Origin of the sequence: Candidatus Electronema sp. JM (assembly GCF_048287415.1) — a bacterium.
Taxonomy (GTDB): Bacteria; Desulfobacterota; Desulfobulbia; order Desulfobulbales; family Desulfobulbaceae; genus Electronema.
Map to the genome: position 1 here is coordinate 21,115 of NZ_JBLWEN010000010.1, position 24,573 is coordinate 45,687.

The 24,573-nt window shown below is 56.0% G+C and carries 19 protein-coding genes; 16 read left to right on the forward strand and 3 right to left on the reverse strand.

Annotated elements, in window-relative coordinates; genetic code table 11:
* Nucleotides 1-2: 2 nt before the first annotated feature.
* Entirely contained in the window at nucleotides 3-572 is a 570-nt protein-coding gene (locus tag ACNKH6_RS02405; protein ID WP_417913949.1) for a type IV pilin protein, read from the reverse strand.
* 195 nt (nucleotides 573-767) lie between these two features.
* Here ACNKH6_RS02405 and ACNKH6_RS02410 point away from each other — a divergent pair, with 195 nt between their 5' ends.
* The 10 genes from ACNKH6_RS02410 to ACNKH6_RS02455 all read left to right on the forward strand — a co-directional run bounded on the left by ACNKH6_RS02410 (nucleotide 768) and on the right by ACNKH6_RS02455 (nucleotide 17,632).
* Nucleotides 768-2,222: a sensor histidine kinase gene (locus ACNKH6_RS02410; protein ID WP_417913950.1), complete on the forward strand. Its 1,455-nt coding sequence runs from the start codon at nucleotides 768-770 to the stop codon at nucleotides 2,220-2,222.
* Between the two features lie 91 nt (nucleotides 2,223-2,313).
* Complete coding sequence (locus tag ACNKH6_RS02415; RefSeq protein WP_417913951.1) at nucleotides 2,314-3,717, forward strand: sigma-54-dependent transcriptional regulator; 1,404 nt, start codon at nucleotides 2,314-2,316, stop codon at nucleotides 3,715-3,717.
* A gap of 212 nt (nucleotides 3,718-3,929) precedes the next feature.
* Nucleotides 3,930-4,544, forward strand: coding sequence for a GspH/FimT family pseudopilin (locus ACNKH6_RS02420; RefSeq protein WP_417913952.1), 615 nt, complete (start codon nucleotides 3,930-3,932; stop codon nucleotides 4,542-4,544).
* A gap of 1 nt (nucleotide 4,545) precedes the next feature.
* Entirely contained in the window at nucleotides 4,546-5,082 is a 537-nt protein-coding gene (locus ACNKH6_RS02425; RefSeq protein WP_417913953.1) for a GspH/FimT family pseudopilin, read from the forward strand.
* 37 nt (nucleotides 5,083-5,119) lie between these two features.
* On the forward strand, nucleotides 5,120-5,818 hold the full coding sequence (locus tag ACNKH6_RS02430; protein ID WP_417913954.1) for a prepilin-type N-terminal cleavage/methylation domain-containing protein: 699 nt from the start codon (nucleotides 5,120-5,122) through the stop codon (nucleotides 5,816-5,818).
* A gap of 2 nt (nucleotides 5,819-5,820) precedes the next feature.
* A complete protein-coding gene (locus ACNKH6_RS02435; protein WP_417913955.1) occupies nucleotides 5,821-6,420 on the forward strand; it encodes a type IV pilus modification PilV family protein in 600 nt (199 codons plus the stop codon).
* A gap of 12 nt (nucleotides 6,421-6,432) precedes the next feature.
* The gene (locus ACNKH6_RS02440; RefSeq protein ID WP_417913956.1) at nucleotides 6,433-7,095 is read left to right on the forward strand and encodes a PilX N-terminal domain-containing pilus assembly protein; all 663 of its coding nucleotides are present in this window, start codon (nucleotides 6,433-6,435) and stop codon (nucleotides 7,093-7,095) included.
* 31 nt (nucleotides 7,096-7,126) lie between these two features.
* Nucleotides 7,127-13,870, forward strand: coding sequence for a hypothetical protein (locus ACNKH6_RS02445; protein ID WP_417913957.1), 6,744 nt, complete (start codon nucleotides 7,127-7,129; stop codon nucleotides 13,868-13,870).
* Nucleotides 13,871-14,079: 209 nt separating this feature from the next.
* A complete protein-coding gene (gene sat / locus ACNKH6_RS02450) occupies nucleotides 14,080-15,357 on the forward strand; it encodes a sulfate adenylyltransferase (RefSeq protein WP_417913958.1) in 1,278 nt (425 codons plus the stop codon).
* 133 nt (nucleotides 15,358-15,490) lie between these two features.
* The gene (locus tag ACNKH6_RS02455) at nucleotides 15,491-17,632 is read left to right on the forward strand and encodes a DNA translocase FtsK 4TM domain-containing protein (RefSeq protein WP_417913959.1); all 2,142 of its coding nucleotides are present in this window, start codon (nucleotides 15,491-15,493) and stop codon (nucleotides 17,630-17,632) included.
* A gap of 61 nt (nucleotides 17,633-17,693) precedes the next feature.
* Here the strand turns inward: ACNKH6_RS02455 and ACNKH6_RS02460 are convergent, their stop codons facing one another.
* Together ACNKH6_RS02460 and ACNKH6_RS02465 are read right to left on the reverse strand one after the other, a co-directional pair.
* Nucleotides 17,694-18,032: a P-II family nitrogen regulator gene (locus ACNKH6_RS02460; RefSeq protein WP_417913960.1), complete on the reverse strand. Its 339-nt coding sequence runs from the start codon at nucleotides 18,030-18,032 to the stop codon at nucleotides 17,694-17,696.
* A 30-nt stretch (nucleotides 18,033-18,062) separates the two neighbouring features.
* Entirely contained in the window at nucleotides 18,063-19,298 is a 1,236-nt protein-coding gene (locus ACNKH6_RS02465) for an ammonium transporter (RefSeq protein ID WP_417913961.1), read from the reverse strand.
* Between the two features lie 422 nt (nucleotides 19,299-19,720).
* On the opposite strand from ACNKH6_RS02465, the gene ACNKH6_RS02470 reads away from it, so the two are divergent.
* The 6 genes from ACNKH6_RS02470 (at nucleotide 19,721) to hslU (ending at nucleotide 24,573) form a co-directional block, all read left to right on the forward strand.
* On the forward strand, nucleotides 19,721-20,557 hold the full coding sequence (locus tag ACNKH6_RS02470) for a delta-class carbonic anhydrase (RefSeq protein ID WP_417913962.1): 837 nt from the start codon (nucleotides 19,721-19,723) through the stop codon (nucleotides 20,555-20,557).
* A 232-nt stretch (nucleotides 20,558-20,789) separates the two neighbouring features.
* Complete coding sequence (gene pssA / locus ACNKH6_RS02475; protein ID WP_417913963.1) at nucleotides 20,790-21,566, forward strand: CDP-diacylglycerol--serine O-phosphatidyltransferase; 777 nt, start codon at nucleotides 20,790-20,792, stop codon at nucleotides 21,564-21,566.
* A gap of 3 nt (nucleotides 21,567-21,569) precedes the next feature.
* The gene (gene rsmD / locus ACNKH6_RS02480) at nucleotides 21,570-22,157 is read left to right on the forward strand and encodes a 16S rRNA (guanine(966)-N(2))-methyltransferase RsmD (protein WP_417913964.1); all 588 of its coding nucleotides are present in this window, start codon (nucleotides 21,570-21,572) and stop codon (nucleotides 22,155-22,157) included.
* The gene (gene coaD / locus ACNKH6_RS02485) at nucleotides 22,154-22,633 is read left to right on the forward strand and encodes a pantetheine-phosphate adenylyltransferase (RefSeq protein WP_417913965.1); all 480 of its coding nucleotides are present in this window, start codon (nucleotides 22,154-22,156) and stop codon (nucleotides 22,631-22,633) included. The genes rsmD and coaD overlap by 4 nt, the downstream gene beginning before the upstream one ends.
* Nucleotides 22,634-22,839: 206 nt before the next feature.
* Nucleotides 22,840-23,082 carry a hypothetical protein gene (locus ACNKH6_RS02490; protein WP_417913966.1) on the forward strand — a complete coding sequence of 81 codons (243 nt, stop codon included), beginning with the start codon at nucleotides 22,840-22,842 and terminating at the stop codon, nucleotides 23,080-23,082.
* A gap of 93 nt (nucleotides 23,083-23,175) precedes the next feature.
* Complete coding sequence (gene hslU / locus ACNKH6_RS02495) at nucleotides 23,176-24,573, forward strand: ATP-dependent protease ATPase subunit HslU (protein WP_417913967.1); 1,398 nt, start codon at nucleotides 23,176-23,178, stop codon at nucleotides 24,571-24,573.

Below are 24,573 nucleotides of genomic sequence, written 5' to 3' on the forward strand. Positions count from 1 at the left end.
TGTTATTTCATCTTCTTATAGAAAGCTGTAGCAGTAGCACCACCACTCCAGCCAGCATTAGCCTGTGCAGCTTTGTAGTCCGACGGACAACGCAGGCTGCCGTCTGTAACGGCAACTACTATATTTGAGACGGTACCACTAATTGTAGCCGCGTTCTTGCCAGACAGTGCAGGCCATTTTATAGAGTTATCACTACCTACTACACCACCAGTGAATGGTGCTGCCAAAGTTACAGGAGTCCACGTAGTATGAGCAGGAATTGCAAAGTAGTCAGCGACAGTAGCCATTAAACCATTCGCATCCTTCTCTGCTGCGGAGCAGTACGATTTGTCACGATAAGAGATGAAGTTCGGAATCGCAACTGCGGCCAAGATGCCGATGATGGCGATAACGATCATCAGCTCGATCAGGGTGAAGCCTTTCTGGTTGGCCAGCATTCTCAGTTTATTGATCTTCATGATGTTCCTCTCGGTTGTGTTGGTTGCCGGGGGCGTGGCTGCCGTCATCCGGCCTTTCTCGTTTGCTTTGGTATAAGCAAAAGCCGTGCCAATTTTCCTGCTCGGCTGCTGCAATCATTTTTCTCTTTGCGGCGCAGACAGTTGACCGCCCAAGCGCATCCCTGTACCTGCCGCCAGCACCTGCCCGCTGCGCTGTTCAGTCCTCGGCGGTGACGTTTTTTGTCACCGAGTGACAATTTTTGTCACTTGGCAGGGCACCGGCACTTTTCCTTGTCGCCGCCACCGCCGCTGTGCTAAGGTGAAACTGCAATGAAAACCAAACTGACGCTGACTGTGGCCGCGCTGCTGCTGGCCACCATGCTGCTGATCAATCTCGTGCTGTTCGTGTTTTGGAAGCGCGATGCCCTCCAGCGGGAGGCGGCGCAGGATCAAGCCGCGCTGATTCATATTGCATACCGCGCGGCGGTGGAAAAAGCAAGGCCGCAGGCATTTTTTTTTGCGGAATTCTATCCCGGCGCACAGACTGGAGAAATCGTCGTGCTGCTGCGGGATGAGGCGCGAGCCGGTCTGCCGCCGCTGCTGGCGGAAGCTGCCGCCGAGTCCATGCGCACCGGCCAGGCTGTAGTCCATTCAACAGCCTGGGCGGCGGAGCTGCTGCGCGGCAGGGCACCGTTTATAGCCAGCGCGCTGCCGTTGCGGCAGGACGGGCGGATCATCGGCGTGGTTGCGGTAATCCGCCCGCTGGAATCCGTGTTTCACGCCCTTTGGCAGGCGGAGCGGATCGTCCTTATATATATAGCCGTCAATCTGCTGGCACTAGCCGCGCTGTTTTTTTTCCGCCTGAACAGCTTGGTTGTCCGGCCAGCGGAACGGCTGGTGGAGCTGGCCAGGCGGCACAGCGGCAGCGAGGCGGTCTGGTTCGCCGCTGAGGATTCCGGCAGCGAGTTCAACCGGCTGGCGAGCAGCCTCAACAGCATGTTGGCGCGGATCGAGCACGACCGGCATATCCTGCGGACGACGGTGGCCGAGCTGGAAACCGTCAACCGCCAGCTGCATGAACGGCAGGAGGAGCTGATCCGGGCGGAGAAATTGGCCGCCGCCGGTCGGCTGGCCGCCGGGCTGGCGCATGAAATCGGCAATCCTTTGGCGGTGATTCAGGGCTATCTCGGCCTGCTGGAGCGCGGCGGCCAGAGCGCGGATAATCAGGATTTCATCCGCCGGGCGGCGCAGGAGCTGGAGCGGGTGACCCGGCTTGTCCGGCAGCTTTTGGATTGCGCCAGAAGCTCCAAGGGCAGGCCTGAGGATGTCTCCCTGCACGAGCTGATGGAGGCTGCGGCGGACATGGTGCGGGTGCAGAAGGCGTTCCGGCAGATCAAGCTGACTGTGCAGGCTGGGGCGGCGCAGGACAGGGTTCATGCCGATCCTGACCAGCTCCGCCAAGTGCTGCTCAACTGCCTGCTCAACAGCGCGGACGCTGTCGGCAGCGCAGGGCGGACAGACGGCGTGATCACTCTGACCACCGATCTGCCGGAGCCGGGCCTGCTCCGCCTCCGCATCGAGGACAACGGCATCGGCATCGCGGCGGAGCAGCTCGGCGCGGTCTTTGATCCCTTTTTCACCACCAAGGAGCCGGGGCGAGGCACCGGCCTTGGGCTGTCGGTCTCACGCTCCATTGTCGAGGCGGCAGGCGGCTCAATGAAGATGGCAAGCAGGGCAGGGCAGGGGAGCACGGTTTCGATCTGCCTGCCCTTGGCATTTTGTTAAGGCGGTTGAGCGGAGCCGAAACCGCTGCCTTCGACTCCGCTCAGGCAGCTTGTTCTTGCTGCTGTCAAGTGATCAATGCAGGAGAAAGGCAATGGCTGATGAGCTGAAGCGGGTGCTGGTGATTGATGACGAGGAAAACATGCGGCACATGCTTTCCGCTCTGCTGCGGGTTGAGGGCTATGCGGCGGAGACCGCCGCGCATGGCCGTGCCGGGCTGGAGCTGCTGCGCGGCGGCAGGTTTGATTTCGTCCTCTGCGACATCCGAATGCCGGAAATGGACGGCATCGCCTTTCTTCAAGCCGCCGCCGAAATCCGCCATTCCGCTGTCATCATCATGATGTCCGCCTTTGGCACGGTGGACACGGCCATTGAGGCGATGAAGCAGGGCGCCTACGATTTCATTTCCAAGCCGTTCAAAAATGATGAAATCGTGCTGGTGCTGAAAAAGGCCGAGGAGCGCGAGCGGCTGCGGCGGGAGAACATCCTGCTGAAAAAGCGGCTGGCCGTGCTGGAGCAGGCCGCCGGGCTGGGCGGGATGATTGGCGGCGGCAAGGCGATGCAGGCGGTCTTTCAGCTCGCGGCCAAGGTTGCCAAGCACAGCACCACTGTGCTGATCACTGGCGAGTCCGGCACAGGCAAGGAGCTGGCCGCTCGCGGCATTCACGAGCAAAGCGGCAGGGCGGCCAAGCTCTTTTTGGCGGTGAACTGCGGCGGCATCCCGGAAAATCTCTTGGAAAGCGAGCTGTTCGGCCACGTGCGCGGGGCTTTCACCGGCGCGGACCGCGACCGCAAAGGCCTGTTCGAGGAGGCGGACGGCGGCACGCTCTTCCTTGATGAAATCGGCGAGCTGCCGTTAGCCATGCAGGTCAAGCTGCTGCGGGTCGTGCAGGAGCAGGAAATCCGGCGCGTCGGCGCATCGGCCAGCCGCAGGGTGGATGTGCGGCTCATTGCGGCCACAGCCCGCAATCTGGCTGAGGAAGTGCGGGCAGGCCGCTTCCGTGAAGATTTGTTCTACCGCCTCAACGTAGTCAACATCCACCTGCCGCCGCTGCGCGAGCGTATCGCTGACATTCCGCAGCTCTGTGAGTATTTCGTTGAAAAATTCGCTGTCAGCATGAACCGGCCTGAGATTGAGGGTATCGCTCCGGCGGCCTTGCAGCGGCTGCTCGCGCATTCGTGGCCGGGCAATGTCCGCGAGCTGGAAAACGTGCTGGAACGGGCCGTGCTGCTGGCCGAGGACAGGCTGATTCAGCCGGACAATCTGCCGGAGCTGCTGACAGAAAGCGGCGGCAGGCATCCGCTGGAGCTGCTGCGCGGCGTTTCCTCCATCAAAAAAGGACGGCAGATTGTCGATCAGTGGCTGATCGGGCGGGCGATGGAGGCGGTCGGCGGCAACAAGAGCCGGGCTGCCGAATTGCTGGAAATCAGCTATCCTTCGCTGTTGAGCAAGCTGAAACTGCCGGAAGCAGATGACAGCGCGACGGATGAAATGTAAAATATTTTTATAGTCAGCCGCCGCGATAGAAATTTTTTTCATTGTCGGAAGACAAGCGAAGAAATGGTGCATCAGAATAAAAATGTATTTTTTATCCTGACATTGAGAGATGTTGCAGCGCGGTTAAACCGGTGCCTGTTTATAACTGGAACAAAAGTTGCATAAACAGGGCAGGGGCATTTCGACCGCAAGTTTGAACCCAAGATGACATCATGACCAGACAACTACGACACTGCGCACACAAACAAGCGGGTTTCTCCTTTGTGGAGCTGATGGTGGTCATCGCCCTGATCGGTGCTTTGTCGGCAATTGCGCTGCCGAGCCTGTTGAGCGGCATGGCAGAGCGGCGGCTGAAAAGCGCAGCAAGAGGTCTCCTCTCTGACCTTCAAAAGGCGAGGCTGTTAGCGGTGAATCTCAATAAAAAAGTAACGGTGCAGTTTAGTACCGCAGCTGGCGGAACATATTCAATATTTTACAAAAATGACAGTAATGCAACGGTAACGGTAACTACAGAAACATTGAGTAGTTACGGCGGAACCGGCAAAATCATCAGCTATGGCAAAGGAAAAGCAAATAGTCTTTGGTCGCCCTATGACACAGGCTACGCAATTGAGACAAGTCCTGTGCCTTCATCAGGAACAATAATTTTCGAGCCGCAAGGAACAGCTTTTCTTGGGCTGGACACAAACAATAAGAAAATTCCAATACCAGAAATCGGCGCAAATATTTATTTGCAAAATCAGAATAGTGATGTCTGCTATGCTGCCAGCGTGAATCAGTTTGGCGGCATCAGGCTGCGGCGCTTCAGCGGCTCTGCTTGGGAGTAAAATGCTGACAACGGAAGACTTGGGATTTTCCTTTGTTGAGCTGATGGTGGTTATCGCGTTGATCAGTGCGCTTTCAGCGATTGGTTTGCCAAGTTTTTTAAGCGGCTTGCCAGAACAGCGGCTGAAAAGCGCGGCAAGAACCTTATATGCGGACATGCAGCGGGCACGGCTGCTGGCGGTGAAAAATAACGCTGAAAGCCGGGTGAAATTTGTCACCTCTGCGCAACCCGGATATTATTATTTTGACGACAACGATAACAAAAAATGGGATGCAGGAGAATTTAAAAGAGAATTGGCGGAATATAGCGGTGTTAATTATGGCAGAGGCAAGGTGGTTAAACGATGGGACAAGGAAAATTTCACCGCGTTGGCGACTAATATCACCTTCGGCAAGACAGGAACGGCCAATCCCGGCACTACCTATCTCGACGATCAGAATCATGATGTTTGCTATGCTGTGACGACAACAACATACGGCATGGTAAAAATACGGCGGTTCAATGGTGTTTCTTGGGACAATGACGGAACAAATCCTTGATTGAGCTGCACACAGTTCAGCAGGAGCTGAGGGGATTATGATGAATAAAAAAATACTTGCAAGCAGCGGCTTCACCCTTGTGGAGATCATGATCTCCTTGGTGCTCTCCAGTTTCGTCATTGCAGGCGTTTACGGTGTGTACAGCATCCAGCAGCGTTCCTATAAAACGCAGGGGCAGGTGGCTGACCTCCAGCAGCAGTTGCGCTCCGCGCTGGATTTCATAACCAGAGACATACGGATGGTCGGCTATAATCCGGGAGGTGTTTGCAGCGTGAATCCGACAACCTATGGCATTCTGAACATGGGGGTGGATAATTTTTCTTTTGAATACTGCGGGTTGGAAGATAATACATGGAAGCTCCATACAGTAACATATTCCTTGGAGGGCAGCAGATTGATGCGCAATCTGCAAGTTCAAGACAGCCCCGGCCAGCAACAGGCTGTCGCCGAAGGAATTGATGCGATTGAGTTTCGTTATCTGCAAGGAAACAGTCCTCCGGGGCATCCAGAACTACCTCCGCCTGAAGCGGATTTGGCGAAAGACACGCGCATTATTCAGCTCTCTATTCTGATTCGTTCGTTGTATCCTGATCCCTACTACAAGGACACCATAACCTATCTTCCCGCTTCGGGAAAAGCATGGACTCGCACCAGCGGTTCCGGCAATCCGCCCAACGACAATTATCAGCGGCGGCTGCTTGTCACTTCCATTGAACTTCGCAATGTTGGACTGTAATCATGAAAACAGAACGAATAGACCGCTTGCTGAGTAGGGGCGAAAAATTTTTCGCCCCTGCTCAATCCCTTGCTGCTCAAGTTGCGGTTTGCGCAAAAGGGCTGCTGCGCACCGGGCAAACCGGCTTCACCCTGATAGAGGTGCTGATAGCGATGGCGATTTTCACCATCGGCATTCTGGGGTTGTTTGGAATGCAGTCAGCCGTGATCACTAAAAACCTCAGCGCCAACACCATCACCAGCGGCGCAACATGGGCGACAGACCAAATTGAGCTGCTGCTGGGGCAAGATTACATCAATCTTGAGGACAAGAACAAAGACGGATGCGCGGGCATTAATAACAGTCCGCTGCAAACTGATACCAATAAGCAGAAACCTGACAGTTACCCATCTCTAACGAGCGGCACGACACCTCCTGTCTATACTATCCATTGGAATGTCGCCAGAAATTGCTTCATGACCGCTATCCCGGATGCCATAAACGAGCGTGAAGAGCAAAAGCCTAAATTGATACGAGTGATTGTGACTGTCAACCGGGGCTTGGGCGAGCAGGAAATCGCAACATTCAATTACATCAAACAAAATGTGAAGCAGCAAAATTAAGGAGAGCTGGCTATGAAAATATGGAAACACGGCGGTGGCGAGGGAGGCTTTGTGATGGTCGCGTCGCTGCTCATCCTGCTGGTGCTCACCATGCTGGGCATTGCAGTGAATCAGAACAGTGAGATAGAATGGCGGATCGCCATGAATGACCGCGCCTATAAAGATGCGTTTTACAACGCGGACGCGGCGACGGAGCTGGCTTCTGAAACACTGGAGCAGAGCGTTGCCTGTCTTGGTTTCAGGGCGAACACCCCCGATAATGCGGTCATGCGGATGCGAGGCAGCTCAACCAGTTATGATTTGGCCGTCATGGGAAACGCGCTGGGTTTCTGGCGAAACTATGCGCCGAACGGCATTGCCATTCCAAAAGACACAGATCGGGCCATAGTTTTTCCGGCGGTGTTCAATGCTGCTGGAAATTTTGATGACACGGCGACCAACAGCCAGCCGCACTCCAATATCCTCCTTGGCGGCAACACACGGCTGACCCAAGGCTCGGCCTTGCAGATGGCCGCTGGTTATGAAGGTGTGGGCAAAGGAATGGGCAGCGGCGGAGCCACGCTGGTCTATGACATCAATGTGCAGCATACGAATCCACGCAACGGCAGCCAGTCGGTGATTTGCGTTCAGTACGGCCACATTCTTGGTTCAAGCGGAGCCTGCAATTATCCATAAGCGGAAGCACGATAACGCGCTGGGAGATACGATGATGAAAAAAACGATATATGCAGCCCTGTCCTGCGCCGCAGCGGCCCTGCTGCTGCCTGCCGCAGGACGCACGGCAGACAGTGTGTGCAGTTCGGGTGTGGGCATTCCGCCGTTCCTTTCTTCCGGGGCCAAGCCCAACCTGCTGATGGTGCTGGACAACTCCGGCTCGATGCTGGACGCGGCCTACAGCAAGCAGGGCTTGATTTATCAAGCGAATGGAACAACGCCGGTGATGATCAACAACAGCCTGCAAGCGCAATACCAGCGCTGCATGGATGGCGATTATGACATTGTGGATGTGTCCAGCAACGGCACCCGCACGAACATCACTACTGTCACTGGCTATGACAACACCTATTCCTACGGTGGATATTTTAAGAACGATGCCTGGTACACATGGGCAGATGTGACGGACACCTATCGTGGTTCTGAATGGAAAAGCGGCACTGCTTATACAGTCAACACCAGGGTGCAGGCATTTGGCAACATTTATGAAGCAACCACCGCAGGCACTTCAAATGGCACGACCATTGACAAAGACACCGGAGTGACATGGCGGAAGCTGTCGGCAACCGTGCCCAGTTTGACCCAGTGGGGAGCTGGCATCACCTATCCGCCGAAATCCTTCACCTGGTACGGCCCACAGCTCTATTACACTGCGGCAGGCGGCACCAGCACGGGCACAGCGTTGACGGCAAACACCGGTGTTACCGACTGGAAGCCCGTTGAGCACACGTGGATGAGCACGGAAAGCTACAGCTCCGGCAAAATTGTTTCGTACAAAGGCATTTTGTATCAATCGCTGGTTGGCAGCAACCAAAACAATGTGCCGGGCAAGGACAGCGCAAAATGGCAAAGCCTGCGCCAAGGCGGATTTACTCCGCTGGCGAACGCGCCTGCTTCAGCAACAGCCGCTTGTTCCGGCAACGGGACAAAGTACACCCGCACTGACGCGCTCTGTCTGACCATTGACACTGCTGTCACCCCGACAAAAGTGACATCCTTTGTCGCACGCGGCAACTTTCTCAACTGGGCGACAGCCTCCAAATTTGACATTGAGAAGAAGATTCTCACGGGCGGCAAGCACAATTATTATGAACAAGTGCTGGTTGCCGAGCACCGGGGTTGCTCTGGTTCGCGCATGATGAAGCAGGTGAAGATGGTGAAGGCATCTGACAGCACCGTGTCCTACCTGACTCTCGGCGTGCGGGGCGGCAAATATGAGGATGATTCGACCTATTTCAGAAAAGACCGGGTGGACAGCAGCGACGACACCACCCGGCTGGAAGTGATGGCGGTCACAGCACTGGGAATGCAGATTTCCGGGCAGTGCCAAGATATGCTTGACACCATTCTGAATAAAGATCCGAACGGTGCCAACTGGGGACAGCCCATAGATTCGTGCTTGGCGACCATGCCGGCGAACAACACCGACATCACCAAGCAGCGGCCTATGTTGAATCACAGCCTTCAGTTCTGCTCCAAGTGGTGGAAAGATCAGACATACCGCAATATCAGCAATGTGGCAACAAACTGCGCTGCGTTGTACAGCGGAAACTGCGCGAACAACCAAACTCCATGCACAAGCTGGACAACGCCGCCGTATCCTTCGTCCACGCTGCAACCTGCTTACGGTGCCTACATCTGCTACGGCATCTATGATTCCAATATCACCAATCCAGCACAACGGGCAGGGTATGTGGGACGCTGCTGGCAACCGGCGCAGGGCACGATGATGACTTGTATAGCAAAGCCTGCGGTGCCAGCACCAAACGGCAACAATACCGGTCCAGGGTGCGACATGAACGGACAGGCAACGGAATGCACCTACTCATACGGAGGCGCATTCTATAAAAACACAAAAACGCCTTCTTATAACTACAAATGCACCAAAAGCACGTTAGCAGACTGTGCTACTTCTGACTGGGTGCAGCAATTTATCTGGAATGACGGTTCCAACAATAGCTGCACGAATGAAGGACAGACGCAGACTGGTAACGCAGTAGGCGGGCAATGGGAAGGCCAGACTGGAAACAGCAACCAGCTTGCCACTGCTGTTGAAAACTGCATCGTTGATGCCAGCATCGCCTATTGCCAGGACACAGCGTTGCCTGAAGTGATTGACCCTTCTGATCAAGCTGGTGACACAACCAAGACATGGAACGTGCCCGGCGTGGTTTCTGATTCCGGCATCATTTCTCTGATGGGCGGCGATTATCCTATCGCCACCATGAAGGGCTACATTCAGCAGACTGCGCGGCCTCAGGGCATCCTGCACAACGTGCAGCGCGACTTGCGGCTTGGCGTGATGGCCTTCAATAATGTGGGCGCATCCACGGAATGCCAAACGAATTACGTCACGCCTGGTGTCACCCGCTACTGTCCGACCGGCAACCAAGACGGCGCAAAGCTGCTCGCCAAGCTCGAGGCAGGCGATTTCATCGTGGATGCAACGGATACAGAATATCCCGGCAACAAGCGGCGGCATGTGGACGATATGGCCGCAGCCATCAATGATGTCCGTGGCACCTCATGGACACCGCTTGCCGAGGCGTTGTACACCGCTCTGGGCTATTATACGCAGAATGATGCCTTCCGGCTGCGCGACACCAAGGACAGCAATAACAAGTATCTTGATTTCTGCGTCAAAACCGACACAAACGGCACCTGCACCGACTACGCCTTGGACAAAGATCCGGTGCAATACTGGTGTCAGGACAACCACATCCTGCTGATCACGGAAGGTGAATCCACCACCGATGTGAATCCGGCGGTGGTCAAATTCGCCTCTGCGCCAACAACAGTGGATCAGACAACCTTTTTCCCCAGCAAAAAGAACGGCGACGTGCTGACCGGCGACGGCACCGCCGAACCAACACCGACCACGACCACCACGCCTGTCACAGGCCCTTGCAAAGACACGCTCTTCCGCAGCACCTATCTGGATGACATGACGTGGTGGGGACAGAACGTCTGGCCGACCTACAAAAGCCGCTACTTCATTGACCCGGACGGCAATCCGACCCAGAAGCAGAACATCTCCACCTATGTTGTCGCCACCAGTAAACTGAACACGACAGCAGCAAGCGGTGCTGTGGAGGAGTGCAAGCCGGAAACCCTGCTCCGCTATGCGGCAAGCAAAGGCGGCACCAACTCCTATTATCCCGGCGAAAACCCGGATCAGTTGGAGAAAAATCTCTACGCCGTGCTGGACGACATTCTCAGCCGGGCTTCGGCAGGTTCGGCAGCCTCGGTTATCTCCAGCTCGCGCAGCGGTTCCGGCGCGGTCTATCAAGCGGTGTTCTGGCCTAAACATCAGGATCAGTCCACGCCAACAAATAAGGTTTCTTGGGTTGGTGATGTGCATTCGCTTTTTGTCAGCTCCGCTGGTCTGATGTATGAGGATACGAATCAGAACGGCAAGCTGGACGCAGGTGAGGATGCCAACGGCAACGGCAAGCTGGACGCAGGCGAGGACCTCAACGGCAACGGCACGCTTGATGCAGGCGCAGACAAGCGAGTGCTTTTCTACTTCAGCACTAAGGCCAACAGAACACGCGGTTGCTACGATATTCAAGGATTTTACACCAACAACATGCAATGTCCGGGCGAGCCAGATGCAACGCCGAGCACCCCGGATCCGCGCTGTCCCGCCACCAATTCAAGCAATTGCGTGGAAATCACTGACATCAACTATCTCTGGTCGGCCAACAAGCGGCTGGCAAAGATGGATGTCCTGAACGAGCGCAAAATCTGGACATGGAACGATGCCAACAACAATGGCCGCGTGGATGACGGGGAACAGTTCCTGCTGACAGAACTTGCCAGCTATTACAACAACGGCAGCAAGATCAACGACACCATCACCAAGAGCACCGACAGCGGCAAACTCACCGCGCTGAACACGGTTGCCCAGAGCAGCGGGCGCGGGCCAATCAGCAGAGATTTTCTGACTTCCGCCGACTTGCTGACCTTCGCTGGATATACGCCGCAAGGAGCGACTGAAAATGCGGCTGATTACGCCAAAAGAAGGGAACGCGAATCTCTTGACGGGTTGGTCACGTGGATTCAGGGTGTTGATTCGGTCACAACTGATGAAACGACAGATGCCAACAACAACAAGAGGCTGGATAAAGTGCTGCGCTCCAGAGCTTTCAATCTGATCAGCGACGATCCGTCAGATCCTACCAATCAGCTATCAGAAACATGGCGGCTTGGCGACATCATCCATTCCACCCCGATTCTTGTGGCCAAACCTGCGGAAGCCTATCATTACATCTACCGCGACCCGACCTACCGGGATTTCGTGGAGCGCTGGAAAGGACGGCGCAACATGATTTACTTCGGCAGCAACGACGGAATGCTGCACGCGGTGAACGGCGGCTTTTATCTTGAAAGCAATGGCGGCCAGTTCTGCTGCGCTCCTCCAGAGGCTGACGGAACATGCGCAACCAGCAATCAGCCAAACAAAGGAAGCTGCGGCACCGGCGGCAAAGCCCTTGGGCAGGAGCTGTGGGCCTATCTTCCCTACAACCTCCAGCCGCACATGAAATGCCTGGCTGACAAGTACTATGCTCATAAGTACTATGTTGATCAGAAACCCCGCATTTTTGATGTGCAGATATTTGAGCCAGAAAGTGCATGTAACGGAGGAGTAACTGCGGCAGGCTGCATCCATCCCGGCGGCTGGGGCACTATTCTGGTTGGCTCCATGCGTTTCGGCGGCGCACCAGTGAAGGCCAAAGACCTGCTTGATGTCGCAGACTCGAATTACAACAGTGAGAATCGGCAGTTCACTTCGGCGTATTTCGTCCTGGATATCACGGACCCAGACGCGGCAACGCCACGTCTGCTGGGCGAGATGACCCAAGTGCTGAACGGCAGCAACACGCTCTATGCCGACATGGGCTACACCACCTCGTCGCCTTCGTTGGTGACAATGCGTTCCAGTTATCCCAATGCGGATGCTTCAGGCGGCATGGCAGAAAGCACAGGCAATGTGAAGTCAGACTGGTATCTTGTCCTTGGCAACGGCCCGACCGAGCTGGACGGCAGCCATGCCCCGCAAGGCAAAATCGCCGTGATGCCGCTTTCGTGGCTGAATGGCGAAGTGACCGACTGGAATAATGGCTGGCCGAAAACGTTCCAAGCCAAAACGGATTGGAAACAATTCCGCATTCCTAATACAGCGCCGACCAGCGGCAGCGAAGCAGGTGTCTTCACGCTGCCAACCAACGGCGGCACCATCAATTCCAGCTTCATCTCCGACATCATCGCGGTTGACTACAACATCAACTTGACCGCGCCTGATGACCGGGGCGCACGATATCGCACTGACGCAATCTATTTCGGCACAATTGACGGCTCCGCCTTTGAACCCTATCCACCAGGTTATCTCAACGGCATCGCCGGGCAGTATTATTGGAAGAAAGGCGGCAGAGTCTTCCGCATGGTGACGAAAAAGCTGAATCCAAACGGCATAGAGACCGCCGCCAAACCTTCCGATTGGCCTGGAATGTGGAATGATACTGCTGACAGTCTGAAGTACAACAACGGCCCGCTGCGGCAGCTCGCTGATGTGCAGATGCCGGTCATCGGCGCACCTTCCATCGGCTATGACGGCGACAACTTCTGGGTGTACGCAGGAACAGGCCGTTTCTTCAGCGAGCAGGACAAGGCAGATGACGGCTGGTGCTTGCCTGGCGCCTCAGCGAATTGCGACCAGCAAGGTGATCGGAGCAAAATTGGCTTCTTTGGTCTCAAGGAGCCGCTGAAGGACGAGCTGTCCAGTTTTGATTACTGGGCCACACTGCCGCCCAGCAGTCTTGATTACAAGTATAATCCCATGATGACATGGGCGCGGATTGAATGGGATATCAACAAGACCGACAATCAGAACGCCAATCTTTCTGCGCAAACGGCTCCTCCCGCCAAAGCGCCCGGCAAGCGCGGCCTGATGCAGACAGACAAAATCATTGTTGCGGATGTGCTGCATTCTCCGCATGTTGACGCAAACGGCAACGCGTTGTCCTCTTTGTCGTGCTACAACTGCAAAACCAGCGTCACGAACCGCACGCAATACACCTGCACGGAGGTGATCAGCACGGACGCGGACTACTGTTTCCCGACCAATGTTATGAACAGCATCTCCGTAAAAGGAAGAAAAGCCACAGATACGGGAACCTCTCCGCTGATTGACGTGCCGATCTTCGAGAAACTGCGGAAGTACATCGCAGGCACCGGTTTCATGACGGTTGACGGCAAGAACTACACCACCGGGCTTGACGGCTGGTATCGGGACTTCCATGATGCGCGGGAGCGGAATCTCGGCACCTCGGCCCTGCTTGGCGGCCTGCTGACCTACACCACCTATCAGCCCTACAACGACATCTGCAAGGCTGAAGGGGAAAGCTCGCTCTACGGCGTGCATTACCAGACCGGCACGGCATGGATAGAGAATGTTTTCGGCACGTTCGACCTGAGCTGCGGTGCATCAGGGGCAACGACCTGCACCGGCATCACAACCCGTGGAACAGCAGGCGGGGCATTTGTCATGGACAAGCTGAGTCTTGGACGCGGTCTTTCCACCACGCCGAGTATGCATGTCGGCACCGGCGACAGCGCGGCCAAGGCCTTCATCCAGACCAGCACTGGTGAGATCATCGAGGTGAGCCAAGAGAACCTGCCCATCAAAAAAACCAAAAGCGGCAGGCAGAACTGGACAGACCGCTGCTCTCAGTAACTAAGCAGCGGAGAGCAGGTTGAGAGACGGTCTCCGGCATCACGCCGGGGGCCGTTTCCTTTTTCCGCTCCGTTTGTTTTCCGCTTGACTTCTCCGCCCATTGTCCTATATTAGAAGATTTCATCTTCACAGAAACCGTTCTTGCTGCGGCCTCAGTGCGCCGCATTTCTTAAGAGAAAATAAACCATCATTTGAACGAGGAAAAAGTCATGTCTAAACTGGTAGCCCCCCACGGCGGCAAAGGTCTGGTCTGCGCTCTGCTGCACGGCAGCGAGCTGGCCGCAGAGAAAGAGAAGGCCGCAGGTCTGAAGAAGGTCAAGGTAAGTGCCCGCGCCAAGGGCGACCTGATCATGATGGGCATCGGCGGCTTCTCCCCGCTGGCTGGCTTCATGACCAAGGCTGACTGGAAAAGCGTCTGCGAGAACTTCCAGCTGGCTGACGGCACCTTCTGGCCTGTGCCGATCACCTTGGATGTGACCAAGGACGATGCCAACGCCATCACCACCGGCGACGAGATCGCTCTTGAGGCAGATGGCGAGATCATCGCCACCATGAAGGTCACGGAGAAGTTTGACATGACCGAGGCCGACAAGAAGTGGGAGTGCGAGAAGGTCTTCATGGGTTCCGGCGCGGACTCTGTGGACGGCAAGTTCTGGCAGGTCGCTCCGGCAGATCATCCTGGCGTGATCATGGTCATGAACCAGAAGGATGTGAACATCGCCGGCCCGGTGAAGGTGCTGTCCCAGGGCAGCTATCCGTCCGAGTATCCGGGCGTGTACTTGACCCCGGCTGAGACCCGCGCCATGTTCGAGGAGCGTGGCTGGTCCAAGGTTGCCGCTCTCCAGCTGCGCAACCCGATGCACCGCTCGCATGAGTTCCTGGCCAAGATCGCCATTGAGGTTTGTGACGGCGTGCTGATTCACTCCCTGATCGGCAACCTGAAGGCAGGCGACATTCCTGCCCCGGTACGCGTCAAGGCCATCGAGATACTGATTGACAACTACTTTGTCAAAGACAACGTCATCAACGCAGGCTATCCGCTGGATATGCGCTACGCAGGCCCGCGCGAGGCCCTGCTGCACGCCACCTTCCGCCAGAACTACGGCATCACCGACATGCTGATCGGTCGTGACCATGCTGGTGTAGGCGACTTCTACGGCCTGTTCGAGGCGCAGGAGATTTTTGACCGCGTGCCGGTCACCGGCATTGCTGGCAAGGACCTGCTTTGCAAGCCGATGAAGATCGACTGGACCTTCTACTGCCACAAGTGCGACGGCATGGCTTCGCTGCGCACCTGCAACCACACCAAGGAAGACCGCGTCATCCTCTCCGGCACCAAGCTGCGCAAGGCGCTGTCTGAGGGCAAAGAGGTGGTTGACCACTTTGGCCGTGAGGAAGTTCTGGAGCACCTGCGCACCTACTACAGCGGTTTGACCGAGAAGGTTGAGGTCAAGATGCAGAAGGCCGCTTCCGGCGCAGGCATGTAAATTGTCTTGCAGCAGGGGCGAAAAATTTTTCGCCCCTGCTGCTGGAAAAAAAGGAGGTGCCGCAAGGCATCTCCTTTTTTTATTTATGCAATTTTATTAACCGAGCTGCTGTCAGAACAAAGTCGTTTTCCTCATGTCCCCGCGCAACCAAGCGGCCCTGCGCCAAGAGGCGGCGGCAGTCACCTGCCTTTTTTTCGGCGCGGTGCTGCTCCTCAGCCTGATCAGCTACAGCCTGCCGTTGCTCGGCCAGCCGCCTCAGCCGCAGTTGCCCGCCGAGAACTGGTGTGGTCATTTCGGCCATTACACCGCCCGTTATTTCTTGTCGTTCTTCGGGCTGATTGCATTTTTCCCGCCGCTGCTGCTTTTCTATCTCGCCGCCGCAGTTCTTGCCGCCCGCGCTGTTTTCCACCGCCTGCCCTTCATTGTCGCGGGGCTGACCGGCGTGCTGCTGGCCGCCTCCGGCCTGCTGGCCTCGGCGGATCAGTTGATTTTTCCGCCGGAGCATGTCCTGCCGGGCGGCTTTCTCGGCACACTGCTTCGGCACCTGCTCGAAGGGCTGCTCGGCAAGACTGGCTCCATCTTGCTCCTGCTCCTTCTTCTGCTCTTTTCGTTGATGGCTGCAGTCCGTTTCTCGCCGTTGACTGCTGCTGTTTGGACCTGGGAGCAGACAGCGGCAGCGGCAAAAAACGCCGCCGCCCGTGCCCTGAATGCGCAGGAAAAACTCGCCGACTGGAATGCCGAGCGTGAGCAGCGCAAGATGCTGCCGTCTCTGCCGCCGGAAGAAACGGCGAAAGGCCTTTCGATGATTGTCCAGAAACTGCCCTTTATCCGCGAGGCGGCCAAGCCGGAAATGCCGGTCGCTGCGTTGCCGAAGAAAAAGCCGGTGAATTGGGACAATTTTCAACTGCCGCCAATCAGCCTGCTGGAGGAGAACACGCAGGAAAATATTGAGATTGACCAGCAGCATTACGACGAAACCAGCGAAATCTTGATTGCAAAACTGCTGGATTTCGCTGTGCAAGGCGAGGTGGTCGGCGTGTCGCCGGGACCGGTGGTGACAACCTACGAATTCGCCCCGGCAGCCGGGATTAAAATCAACAAGATCGTCAATCTCGCCGATGATTTGGCAATGGTGCTGAAAGTGGACCGGGTGCGAGTGGTCGGCTCAATTCCCGGCAAGGCGGCTATCGGCATTGAAATTCCTAATCCCAAGCGCAAAACAGTCTTTCTTCGCGACATTCTCTTGGACAGCGCATATCAAAACTCCGCCTCCTTCCTGACTGTCGCCCTCGGTGTGGATGTCATCGGCAAACCGACCGTGGCCAATTTGGCGCGGATGCCGCATTTGCTCATCGCCGGAGCCACCGGCGCGGGCAAGTCGGTGGCGATCAACGCCTTCATCTGCTCAATTCTCTGCAAAGCCAAGCCGGATGCAGTCCGGCTGCTGCTGATAGACCCAAAGCGGATTGAGCTGTCGGTATATGAGGGCATTCCGCATCTGCTGCACCCGGTGGTGGTCGAGCCGAAAATGGCCAGCCGCGCCCTGCTCTGGGCGGTGCAGGAGATGGAGCGGCGCTACAAGCTGCTGGAAGCGGCGCGGGTCAAATCTTTTGACTCCTACAACGAAACTGCGGCGGAGAAACTGCCTTATATCGTGATCATCGTTGACGAGCTGGCTGATCTGATGATGGCCGCCTCCAAGGATGTGGAAACGTCCCTCACCCGCTTGGCGCAGATGGCCCGCGCCGCCGGAATGCACATCATTCTTGCCACCCAGCGGCCCTCGGCAGAGGTGCTCACCGGTCTGATCAAGGCGAATTTTCCTGTCCGCATTTCCTTCAAAGTTTCTTCCAAGGTGGATTCGCGCACCATTCTTGACAGCTCCGGGGCCGAACATTTGCTCGGTGCAGGCGATATGCTCTTTCTTCCGCCCGGCGCAGTGAAATTGCAGCGGATTCATGGTGCCTACATCTCAGAGGCAGAAACAGAACGGATCATCCATTTCCTCAAAGAGCAGGGCAATGCCGACTACGATGAGTCCATGTTGAAAATTGCTGAGGAAGATGCGGAGAGCGGCGAAGAGTACGATGCGTTCTACAACCAAGCTGTGGCGGTGGTCATAGAGACCCAGCAGGCTTCAGTTTCCATGCTCCAGCGGCGGCTGCGGGTGGGCTACAACCGCGCCGTGCGGATGATCGAGATGATGGAGCGCGACGGCATAATCGGGCCGTCGGATGGCTCTCGGTCAAGGGAGGTTTTGGCGCCAATGGACTGATTTGTTCATACTGCACAACTTAAACGAGGAGCTGCCTGCCGACAGCTCCTCGTAGATATTCTCAAACCGCCGCTTCGCCGCGTTCGCCGGTGCGCACCCGCACCACGTCCTCGACCGGCAGGACGAAGATCTTGCCGTCGCCGATCTTGCCGCTCAGGGCCGCCTCGCGGATGGCTGTCACCACCTTCTCGGCCATGTCAGCCCGCACCACCAGCTCGATTTTGATCTTCGGGTTGAACTCGACGTGGTACTCGGCTCCACGGTACATCTCGGTGTGGCCTTTTTGGCGGCCATAGCCCTTGACCTCGCTGATGGTCATGCCGGTGATGCCGAGGCTGGTCAAGGCGTGCTTCACGTCGTCCAGCTTGAACGGCTTGATGATGGCTTCTATCTTTTTCATGCCCGCACCTCCGTGCGCCTGAGAGAATCGTTAGAGATTATATCCTACCTCGTTGTGCTGGGACAGATCAAGCCCCATCACCTCGTCCTCGTCCGTCACTCTGAATCCGACCAGCTTGTCCGTGACTTTCAGGATCACGTAGGTGAGGATGCCGGAGTAAGCGAAGGTGACCAGCACGCCGACTATCTGCTTCCAGAGCAGGTCAGGGCTGCCGAAGAAGAGGCCGTCCGCGCCTGCCGAGTTGATGGCCTTGGAGGCGAAGAGGCCGGTGGCGATTGCGCCCCAGGTGCCGCCGCAGCCATGCACGGCCACCACGTCCAGCGCGTCGTCATATTTGAATTTTGCCTTCAGATTGATCGCCAAGTAGCAGAGCACGCCCGCAACCAGCCCGATGATAATTGCTGAGACCGGGCCGACAAAGCCGGAAGCCGGGGTGATGGCGACGAGTCCGGCAACTGCGCCCGAAGCTGCGCCAAGAACGGTCGGCTTGCCATGCAGCATCCATTCCGCAGCCACCCACGAAACCATTGCCGCTGCTGCCGCAATGTGGGTGACAAAGAAGGCCGAACCTGCCACGGCGTTGGCTGCGCCTGCGCTGCCTGCGTTGAAGCCGAACCAGCCGAACCAGAGGATGCCTGCGCCGAGCACGCTCATGCCCAAGCTGTGCGGCAGGAAGGAGTCTCTGCCGTGGCCTCTGCGCTTGCCGATGTAGATTGCAGCAATAAGCGCGGCCATGCCGGAGTTGAGGTGAATGACCGTGCCGCCTGCGAAGTCCAGCGCGCCCAGCTTGAACAGCCAGCCGTCAGCCGCCCAGACCCAGTGGCAGACCGGCAGATAAACAATGGTCGTCCAGAGGAAAGTGAAGAGCAGGAAGCCGCTAAACTTGATCCGCTCGGCAAAGGCGCCGGTGATCAGGGCCGGGGTGATGCTGGCGAACATGAGCTGAAAGGCGCAGAAAACTATGTGCGGCACGGTGGTGGCATAGTTGCCGCTTGGCTCCAAGCCCACGCCTTTGAGGAAGGCCCAGTCCAAGCCGCCAATCACCCCGCCGATGTCCGGGCCAAAGGCGACGGAGTAGCCATAGGCCACCCACATCAGGCCGATCACGCCGAGCGAGAAGAAGCTCTGCACCACAGTGGAGAGCACGTTTTTGGAGCGCACCAGGCCGCCGTAAAACAGGGCCAGTCCTGGGGTCATGAACATGACCAGCGCCGCCGCGATCATCATGAACGCGGTGTCTCCCGCATTGATCGCACTCGGATTCATAACAAGTCCTCCTTCAAAGAAATTAAGTTATTGCCGGAAGATGCGCTGCCAAAGAGCTGCGTTCTTCATCCTTTGTTGCGTTCCGGTCGCGTCCTGCGCTGGTTATTGCAAAGTGTATGCCATTTTTGCAGCATTGCTCCTTTTCCTTTAAAAGCGTGCGGTTGTGCGCGACATAACCTGTTCAGGCTTGCAGCAAGTCATACTTTTTTGTAACCGCATAGAGAGAGTTGATAACAAATTTGTATTAAAGTGAGCAAACAGTCTTGGCAGGTCGTTCGCAAGTTCAGGCCGGGTGATAAAAATATCACAGCAGCCCTTGACTTTCAAAATACGCCTCGCTTACAATAAATTATTGCCAACAGATGAAGTTACTGGCCGGTTCTATTTTCGATAACAGCAAATAAACTCATAAGGATATCATCATGAAAAGAATCATTCCATCATATATTGTTGCGGCACTTGCTGTCGTTGGTCTTTCTTCCTGCGTCGGCATCAACAAAGGAGATTCAAAAGAAAAATCTCCAGCTCCGCCAACTGTTGACTGCAAAAGTGCCGGGCCGCAAACACCGAGGGATATTGACAGCAAGGAAGGAAAGAGCAAGGTCTTTTTTCCTGTTGCGCCAAGCTACAGAGAATTAAATCTCTGTAATGTCCATTTTCATGTCAATGCCGAGCACAAAGCGAAAGATTTTTCCCTTTATGCCGGTGAAGGAGAGGATGGTCATGGAGGCGGCTACAAATGCAATGACACCGCGTCGCTGCGTCCTGAAGAGCTGAAGCCGCTGAAGGGTGAGGTCTGCAATGGACTGAAGCCGGGCGACACGATTGAAGTGCATTGGGTGCATAGCTCCTGCGATGTGAAGCCGGGCAAAGGTTTAGGCTCCTGTTTGGCTGAGAGCTGCAAAGACCCCAAACTGCGGGTGGAAACCCAAGTCTTCTTGGTGGTCAACGATCCCACGGCGGTCAACTTCAATGATCTCAACTACAGCGGCGGGCTGATCGGCGGCAAGCATCAGGCCAAATCCCTGCCGGACAACACCGGCATCCCGGTTGAGTTCTTGGGTTCAACCACCGGGCCGTCGTACCATGATCAAGTCTGCTCGCCTTTGCAGGTGACGTGGAGCGTCCGCCCGCAATGCGCCAAACTTGACATCAACAGCCTTGGCGAGTGGTGCAAAAACAATGTGTTCCAAGAAGAGCACGGGCACGGTGTCAGAAAGCTGGTGACTGATCCAAATCTGCTGTCTGAAATCAAATAGCAATCTCCCCGCAACAACAAACAGGCCGGAACGGATGAGCAGCTCCGTTCCGGCCTGTTTGCCGTTTCAGCACACATGCAGAAGAAAAGCTGCCTCCTGCCGCTTCCTTGCTGAATCTGCGGCGGATTTTCTTGCATCTCCGCGTCCCGCAGGTATAATAGCTTTTTCCGGCGCAGACCGGACGATCCGGTGCCTGCTTTTTTCTGCTTTCTTCCTGCCTGTGAGGCGTGCTATGGAACTGCTGCGGCCCAACCGTTTTTTTTTGCTGCCCTCTCTGCTGACCTGCACCAGCCTGTTCTGCGGTTTTTATTCAATGGTCGCCGCCATCAAGGGCGGAGATTATTTTTATTCGGCAGCGGTGGCGATCCTTATCGCCGGAATCTTTGACGGGCTGGACGGCAGAGTAGCCCGCCTGACCGGCTCGACTTCCGGCTTCGGAATGCAGTTAGATTCCCTTTGCGACATGGTCTCCTTCGGCGTGGCACCGGGCCTGCTCGCGTATCTCTGGGCCTTGAAGCCCTACGGACGCTATGGCTGGCTGGCCGCCTTCTTGTATGTCGCCGCCACCGCCCTCCGGCTTGCCCGTTTCAACGTCATCGCCGAAACTCCGCCGGAACAGCGCAAAATCAAGCATCACGATTTTGTCGGCCTGCCCTGCCCTGCTGCGGCTGGAGCAGTCGCCACCACGGTGATGTTCTGCCGCTTTTTCGGCGCGACTGGAACAGTCAAACATCTGTCCATCCTGCTGCTGGTGTATCTGCTCTCGTATCTGATGATCTCCAATCACCGCTACCTGAGTTTCAAAAAGGTAAAAATTGCCAAAGAGAAGCGGTTTCAGGCAACTGTTGGCGCAATTCTCTTCATTGCGGTCATCGCCACCGAGCCGCCAGTGACCCTCTTCGTGCTTGCCCTCTGTTACGCCGCCTCAGGATTGGTGATGGAGCTGTACGGCATGGCGAAGCGGAAAAATCAGCCGCCGCCGTCATCGGACAGCGGAATTACAGCCTGAACGATGCGCATCACCGGCGGCACTGCCAGAGGCCGCAGCATCAGCGGGCCAAAATCCGGCTGCACGCTCATCCGCCCGACCAGCGACCGGGTGCGCGAAGCCCTGTTCAGCATCATCGCGGCGGAGATTTCCGGCAGCACGGTGCTGGATTTGTACGCAGGCACCGGCTCTTTTGGCTTGGAGGCCCTGAGCCGAGGCGCGGCAGCGGCAGTCTTTGCTGACCTGTCCAAAACATCCTTGCAGCTTATTCAGGACAGCCTCAGCCGCTGCGCCGCCGGAGCCAACGCGGCCTTGCTTCAGCTTGATTTGGCCAAGCCCGACAGTCTCGCTAAATTGAAAAACCGCCTGCCCGCTGGAATGCGCTTTAATCTGATTTTTCTCGATCCGCCCTATGAAAAAAAATTGGCGGAAAAAACAGCGGCGGCAGCGGCGGAAAGCGGCCTGCTGCAAGAAGGCGGTCTGCTGATCGCTGAGGAGCGCAAAAATGCCCGCCTGCCGGAACAATGCGGCCAGCTTCGGTTGATTGATCAGCGCAGCTACGGCGAAACTGGTCTCTGGTTTTACCGGCGGATAGAGGAGGCGGGGCAGTGAACATCGCTATTTATCCCGGCACCTTTGATCCGATCACCAACGGACATGTGGATATCATCACGCGCTCGCTGCGAATGTTCGAGCGCGTGATTATCACCATCGCCCTGAATCCTGCCAAAACCCCGCTCTTCAGTGTGGAGGAGCGGATCAGCATGATCCGGCAATGTTTTTCCGCTAACGAGCGCGTGGAAATAGACACCGCCAGCGGTCTGATTGTGGATTATGCGATGCGAAAAAACGCCTGCGCCATTATTCGCGGCCTGCGGGCGGTCTCTGATTTTGATTACGAACTTCAGCTCGCCCTGATGAACCGCAAGCTGGAACGGCGGGTGGAAACAGTCTTTCTGATGACCGGCTTCCGCTGGATTTACATCAGCTCCTCCATCATCAAGGACGCGGCACGGCACGGCGGCGACATCAGCGGCATGGTGCCGGCCCACGTGCAGGCCGCGCTGAAGGCGAAGTTCGGCAGGTAAAATCTTTATAGTTTTCCTGTTGACAGAAGAGGGGAGATTGAAGTAAGATTATGCTCTTTAACTTGATATGCCTACCGTAGTGCAAGAAAGCAGCTATATGGCATAGCTCATAGTGAACTGAAAGAATACAAAAGTTTTGTGACGTAGTAGTTTTACGTTGAAAGAAATACTTGTATTACTTTCAGCATTAACATGGAGCTATGATCATGAAAGTCGATATTAGGCAGCTTGCTCGGTTGTTTCCGTATCTCTCGAAAAACCCTTCTTTAACTATCGCAGTAATCGCTCTATCAGTGCCGATAGTTCTGCTCTTCAGTGCTGCAAAATTTTCTTCTGCTTCTATAGCAGCGTTGATATTTTTCGGCATCTTAGGTATTTCAGCTTTGGTGTATTCTGCTTGGATTGTGTTTTTCATTAGTCGTGATGAACGAAAAACACAATCTGAGTAACCTAACAGGAGTGTTGACATAATTTTGTCAACACTCCTTGTTTAGTTTCAGGGAAATACACCAATATCATCTTTTTGTCTATAATAATGAGTTATGAATTCTCTTAATTCCCTCACCCCGAAGCAGACTGTGCAGGAGCTGGACCGTTACATCATCGGCCAGAACGAGGCTAAACGCTCGGTCGCCATCGCCCTGCGCAACCGCTGGCGGAGACAGCAAGTACCGCCTCCGCTCAACGAGGAAATCGCGCCGAAGAACATCATCATGATCGGCCCTACAGGGGTGGGCAAGACAGAAATCGCCCGCAGGCTGGCGCATTTAGCTCAATCGCCCTTTCTCAAGGTTGAGGCTTCCAAATTCACCGAAGTCGGCTACGTGGGCCGGGACGTGGAGTCCATGATCCGCGACTTGGTGCAGTTAGCTTTCAACATGGTCGCCAAAGAAGAAGAGGAGACGGTGGCGGCCAAGGCAGCGGCGGCGGCGGAAGAGCGGCTGCTCGACCTGCTCCTGCCCTTGCCGGAACGCAAACCCGCGCAAGACGGCGAGGTTGTCGCCCTGCCTTATGAGGACAACGCGGAGGAGGAGCGGCTGCGGAGCAGTGCCGAAAAAACTCGCGAAAAGCTGCGCCGGATGCTGCACAGCGGCGAGCTGAACGAGCGCACGGTGGAATTGAAAGTGGCCGCAGGCCGTCCGGGCGGGCCGGTGGTCGAGGTCTTTTCCGCTTCCGGCTTAGAGCAGATGCAGTCCTCGCTGCAAGAGGCCTTTTCCAAGATTTTCGCTGGGCAGAAGGAGGAGCGCAAAATCCGTGTGCCCGAAGCCCTTGAGTATCTAAAGAAAGAAGAGGCGCAGAAGCTGGTGGACAGCGGAAGCGTGGCCGAAAAAGCGGTGCGCCGCACCGAGCAGACCGGCATCATCTTCCTTGACGAGATTGACAAAATTGCTTCGCGGGGCGGTGGCGGCCACGGCCCGGATGTGTCGCGGGAAGGCGTGCAGCGCGACCTGCTGCCCATCGTTGAAGGCTCGACTGTGACCACCAAATACGGCCCGGTGCGCACCGACCATATTTTGTTCATTGCTTCCGGCGCGTTTTACACCAACAAGCCGTCCGATCTTGCCCCAGAGCTGCAAGGCCGCTTTCCGATCCGGGTGAATCTGCATCCGCTCGGAGAAAATGAGTTTTTCCGCATTCTTACTGAGCCAAACAACGCCTTGGTCAAGCAATACACCGCCTTGCTGAAAACCGAAGGCATCGAGCTGCACTTTGACGAAGCGGCGATTCGGGAAATGGCGCGGATTGCCACGGAAGTCAATCGGAAGACCGAGGACATCGGCGCACGGCGGCTGCACACGGTGATAGAATGCGTTTTAGACAAGCTCTCTTACGATGCCTCCGAGCTGGGCGAGCAGACCTTCACCGTGACTGCGGAGTATGTCCGCCAGCAGCTTATGGAAATCTCGGAGAACGAAGACCTGAGCCGCTATATTTTGTAG

Coding starts and splice junctions, on each gene's coding strand:
- ACNKH6_RS02410 (WP_417913950.1), top strand. CDS start 768: ATGAAAACCAAACTGACGCTGACTGTGGCCGCGCTGCTGCTGGCCACC.
- hslU (WP_417913967.1), top strand. CDS start 23,176: ATGAATTCTCTTAATTCCCTCACCCCGAAGCAGACTGTGCAGGAGCTG.
- ACNKH6_RS02415 (WP_417913951.1), top strand. CDS start 2,314: ATGGCTGATGAGCTGAAGCGGGTGCTGGTGATTGATGACGAGGAAAAC.
- sat (WP_417913958.1), top strand. CDS start 14,080: ATGTCTAAACTGGTAGCCCCCCACGGCGGCAAAGGTCTGGTCTGCGCT.
- ACNKH6_RS02470 (WP_417913962.1), top strand. CDS start 19,721: ATGAAAAGAATCATTCCATCATATATTGTTGCGGCACTTGCTGTCGTT.
- ACNKH6_RS02460 (WP_417913960.1), bottom strand. CDS start 18,032: ATGAAAAAGATAGAAGCCATCATCAAGCCGTTCAAGCTGGACGACGTG.
- ACNKH6_RS02425 (WP_417913953.1), top strand. CDS start 4,546: ATGCTGACAACGGAAGACTTGGGATTTTCCTTTGTTGAGCTGATGGTG.
- ACNKH6_RS02420 (WP_417913952.1), top strand. CDS start 3,930: ATGACCAGACAACTACGACACTGCGCACACAAACAAGCGGGTTTCTCC.
- ACNKH6_RS02490 (WP_417913966.1), top strand. CDS start 22,840: ATGAAAGTCGATATTAGGCAGCTTGCTCGGTTGTTTCCGTATCTCTCG.
- ACNKH6_RS02430 (WP_417913954.1), top strand. CDS start 5,120: ATGATGAATAAAAAAATACTTGCAAGCAGCGGCTTCACCCTTGTGGAG.
- ACNKH6_RS02435 (WP_417913955.1), top strand. CDS start 5,821: ATGAAAACAGAACGAATAGACCGCTTGCTGAGTAGGGGCGAAAAATTT.
- rsmD (WP_417913964.1), top strand. CDS start 21,570: ATGCGCATCACCGGCGGCACTGCCAGAGGCCGCAGCATCAGCGGGCCA.
- ACNKH6_RS02455 (WP_417913959.1), top strand. CDS start 15,491: ATGTCCCCGCGCAACCAAGCGGCCCTGCGCCAAGAGGCGGCGGCAGTC.
- pssA (WP_417913963.1), top strand. CDS start 20,790: ATGGAACTGCTGCGGCCCAACCGTTTTTTTTTGCTGCCCTCTCTGCTG.
- ACNKH6_RS02445 (WP_417913957.1), top strand. CDS start 7,127: ATGATGAAAAAAACGATATATGCAGCCCTGTCCTGCGCCGCAGCGGCC.
- ACNKH6_RS02440 (WP_417913956.1), top strand. CDS start 6,433: ATGAAAATATGGAAACACGGCGGTGGCGAGGGAGGCTTTGTGATGGTC.
- ACNKH6_RS02465 (WP_417913961.1), bottom strand. CDS start 19,298: ATGAATCCGAGTGCGATCAATGCGGGAGACACCGCGTTCATGATGATC.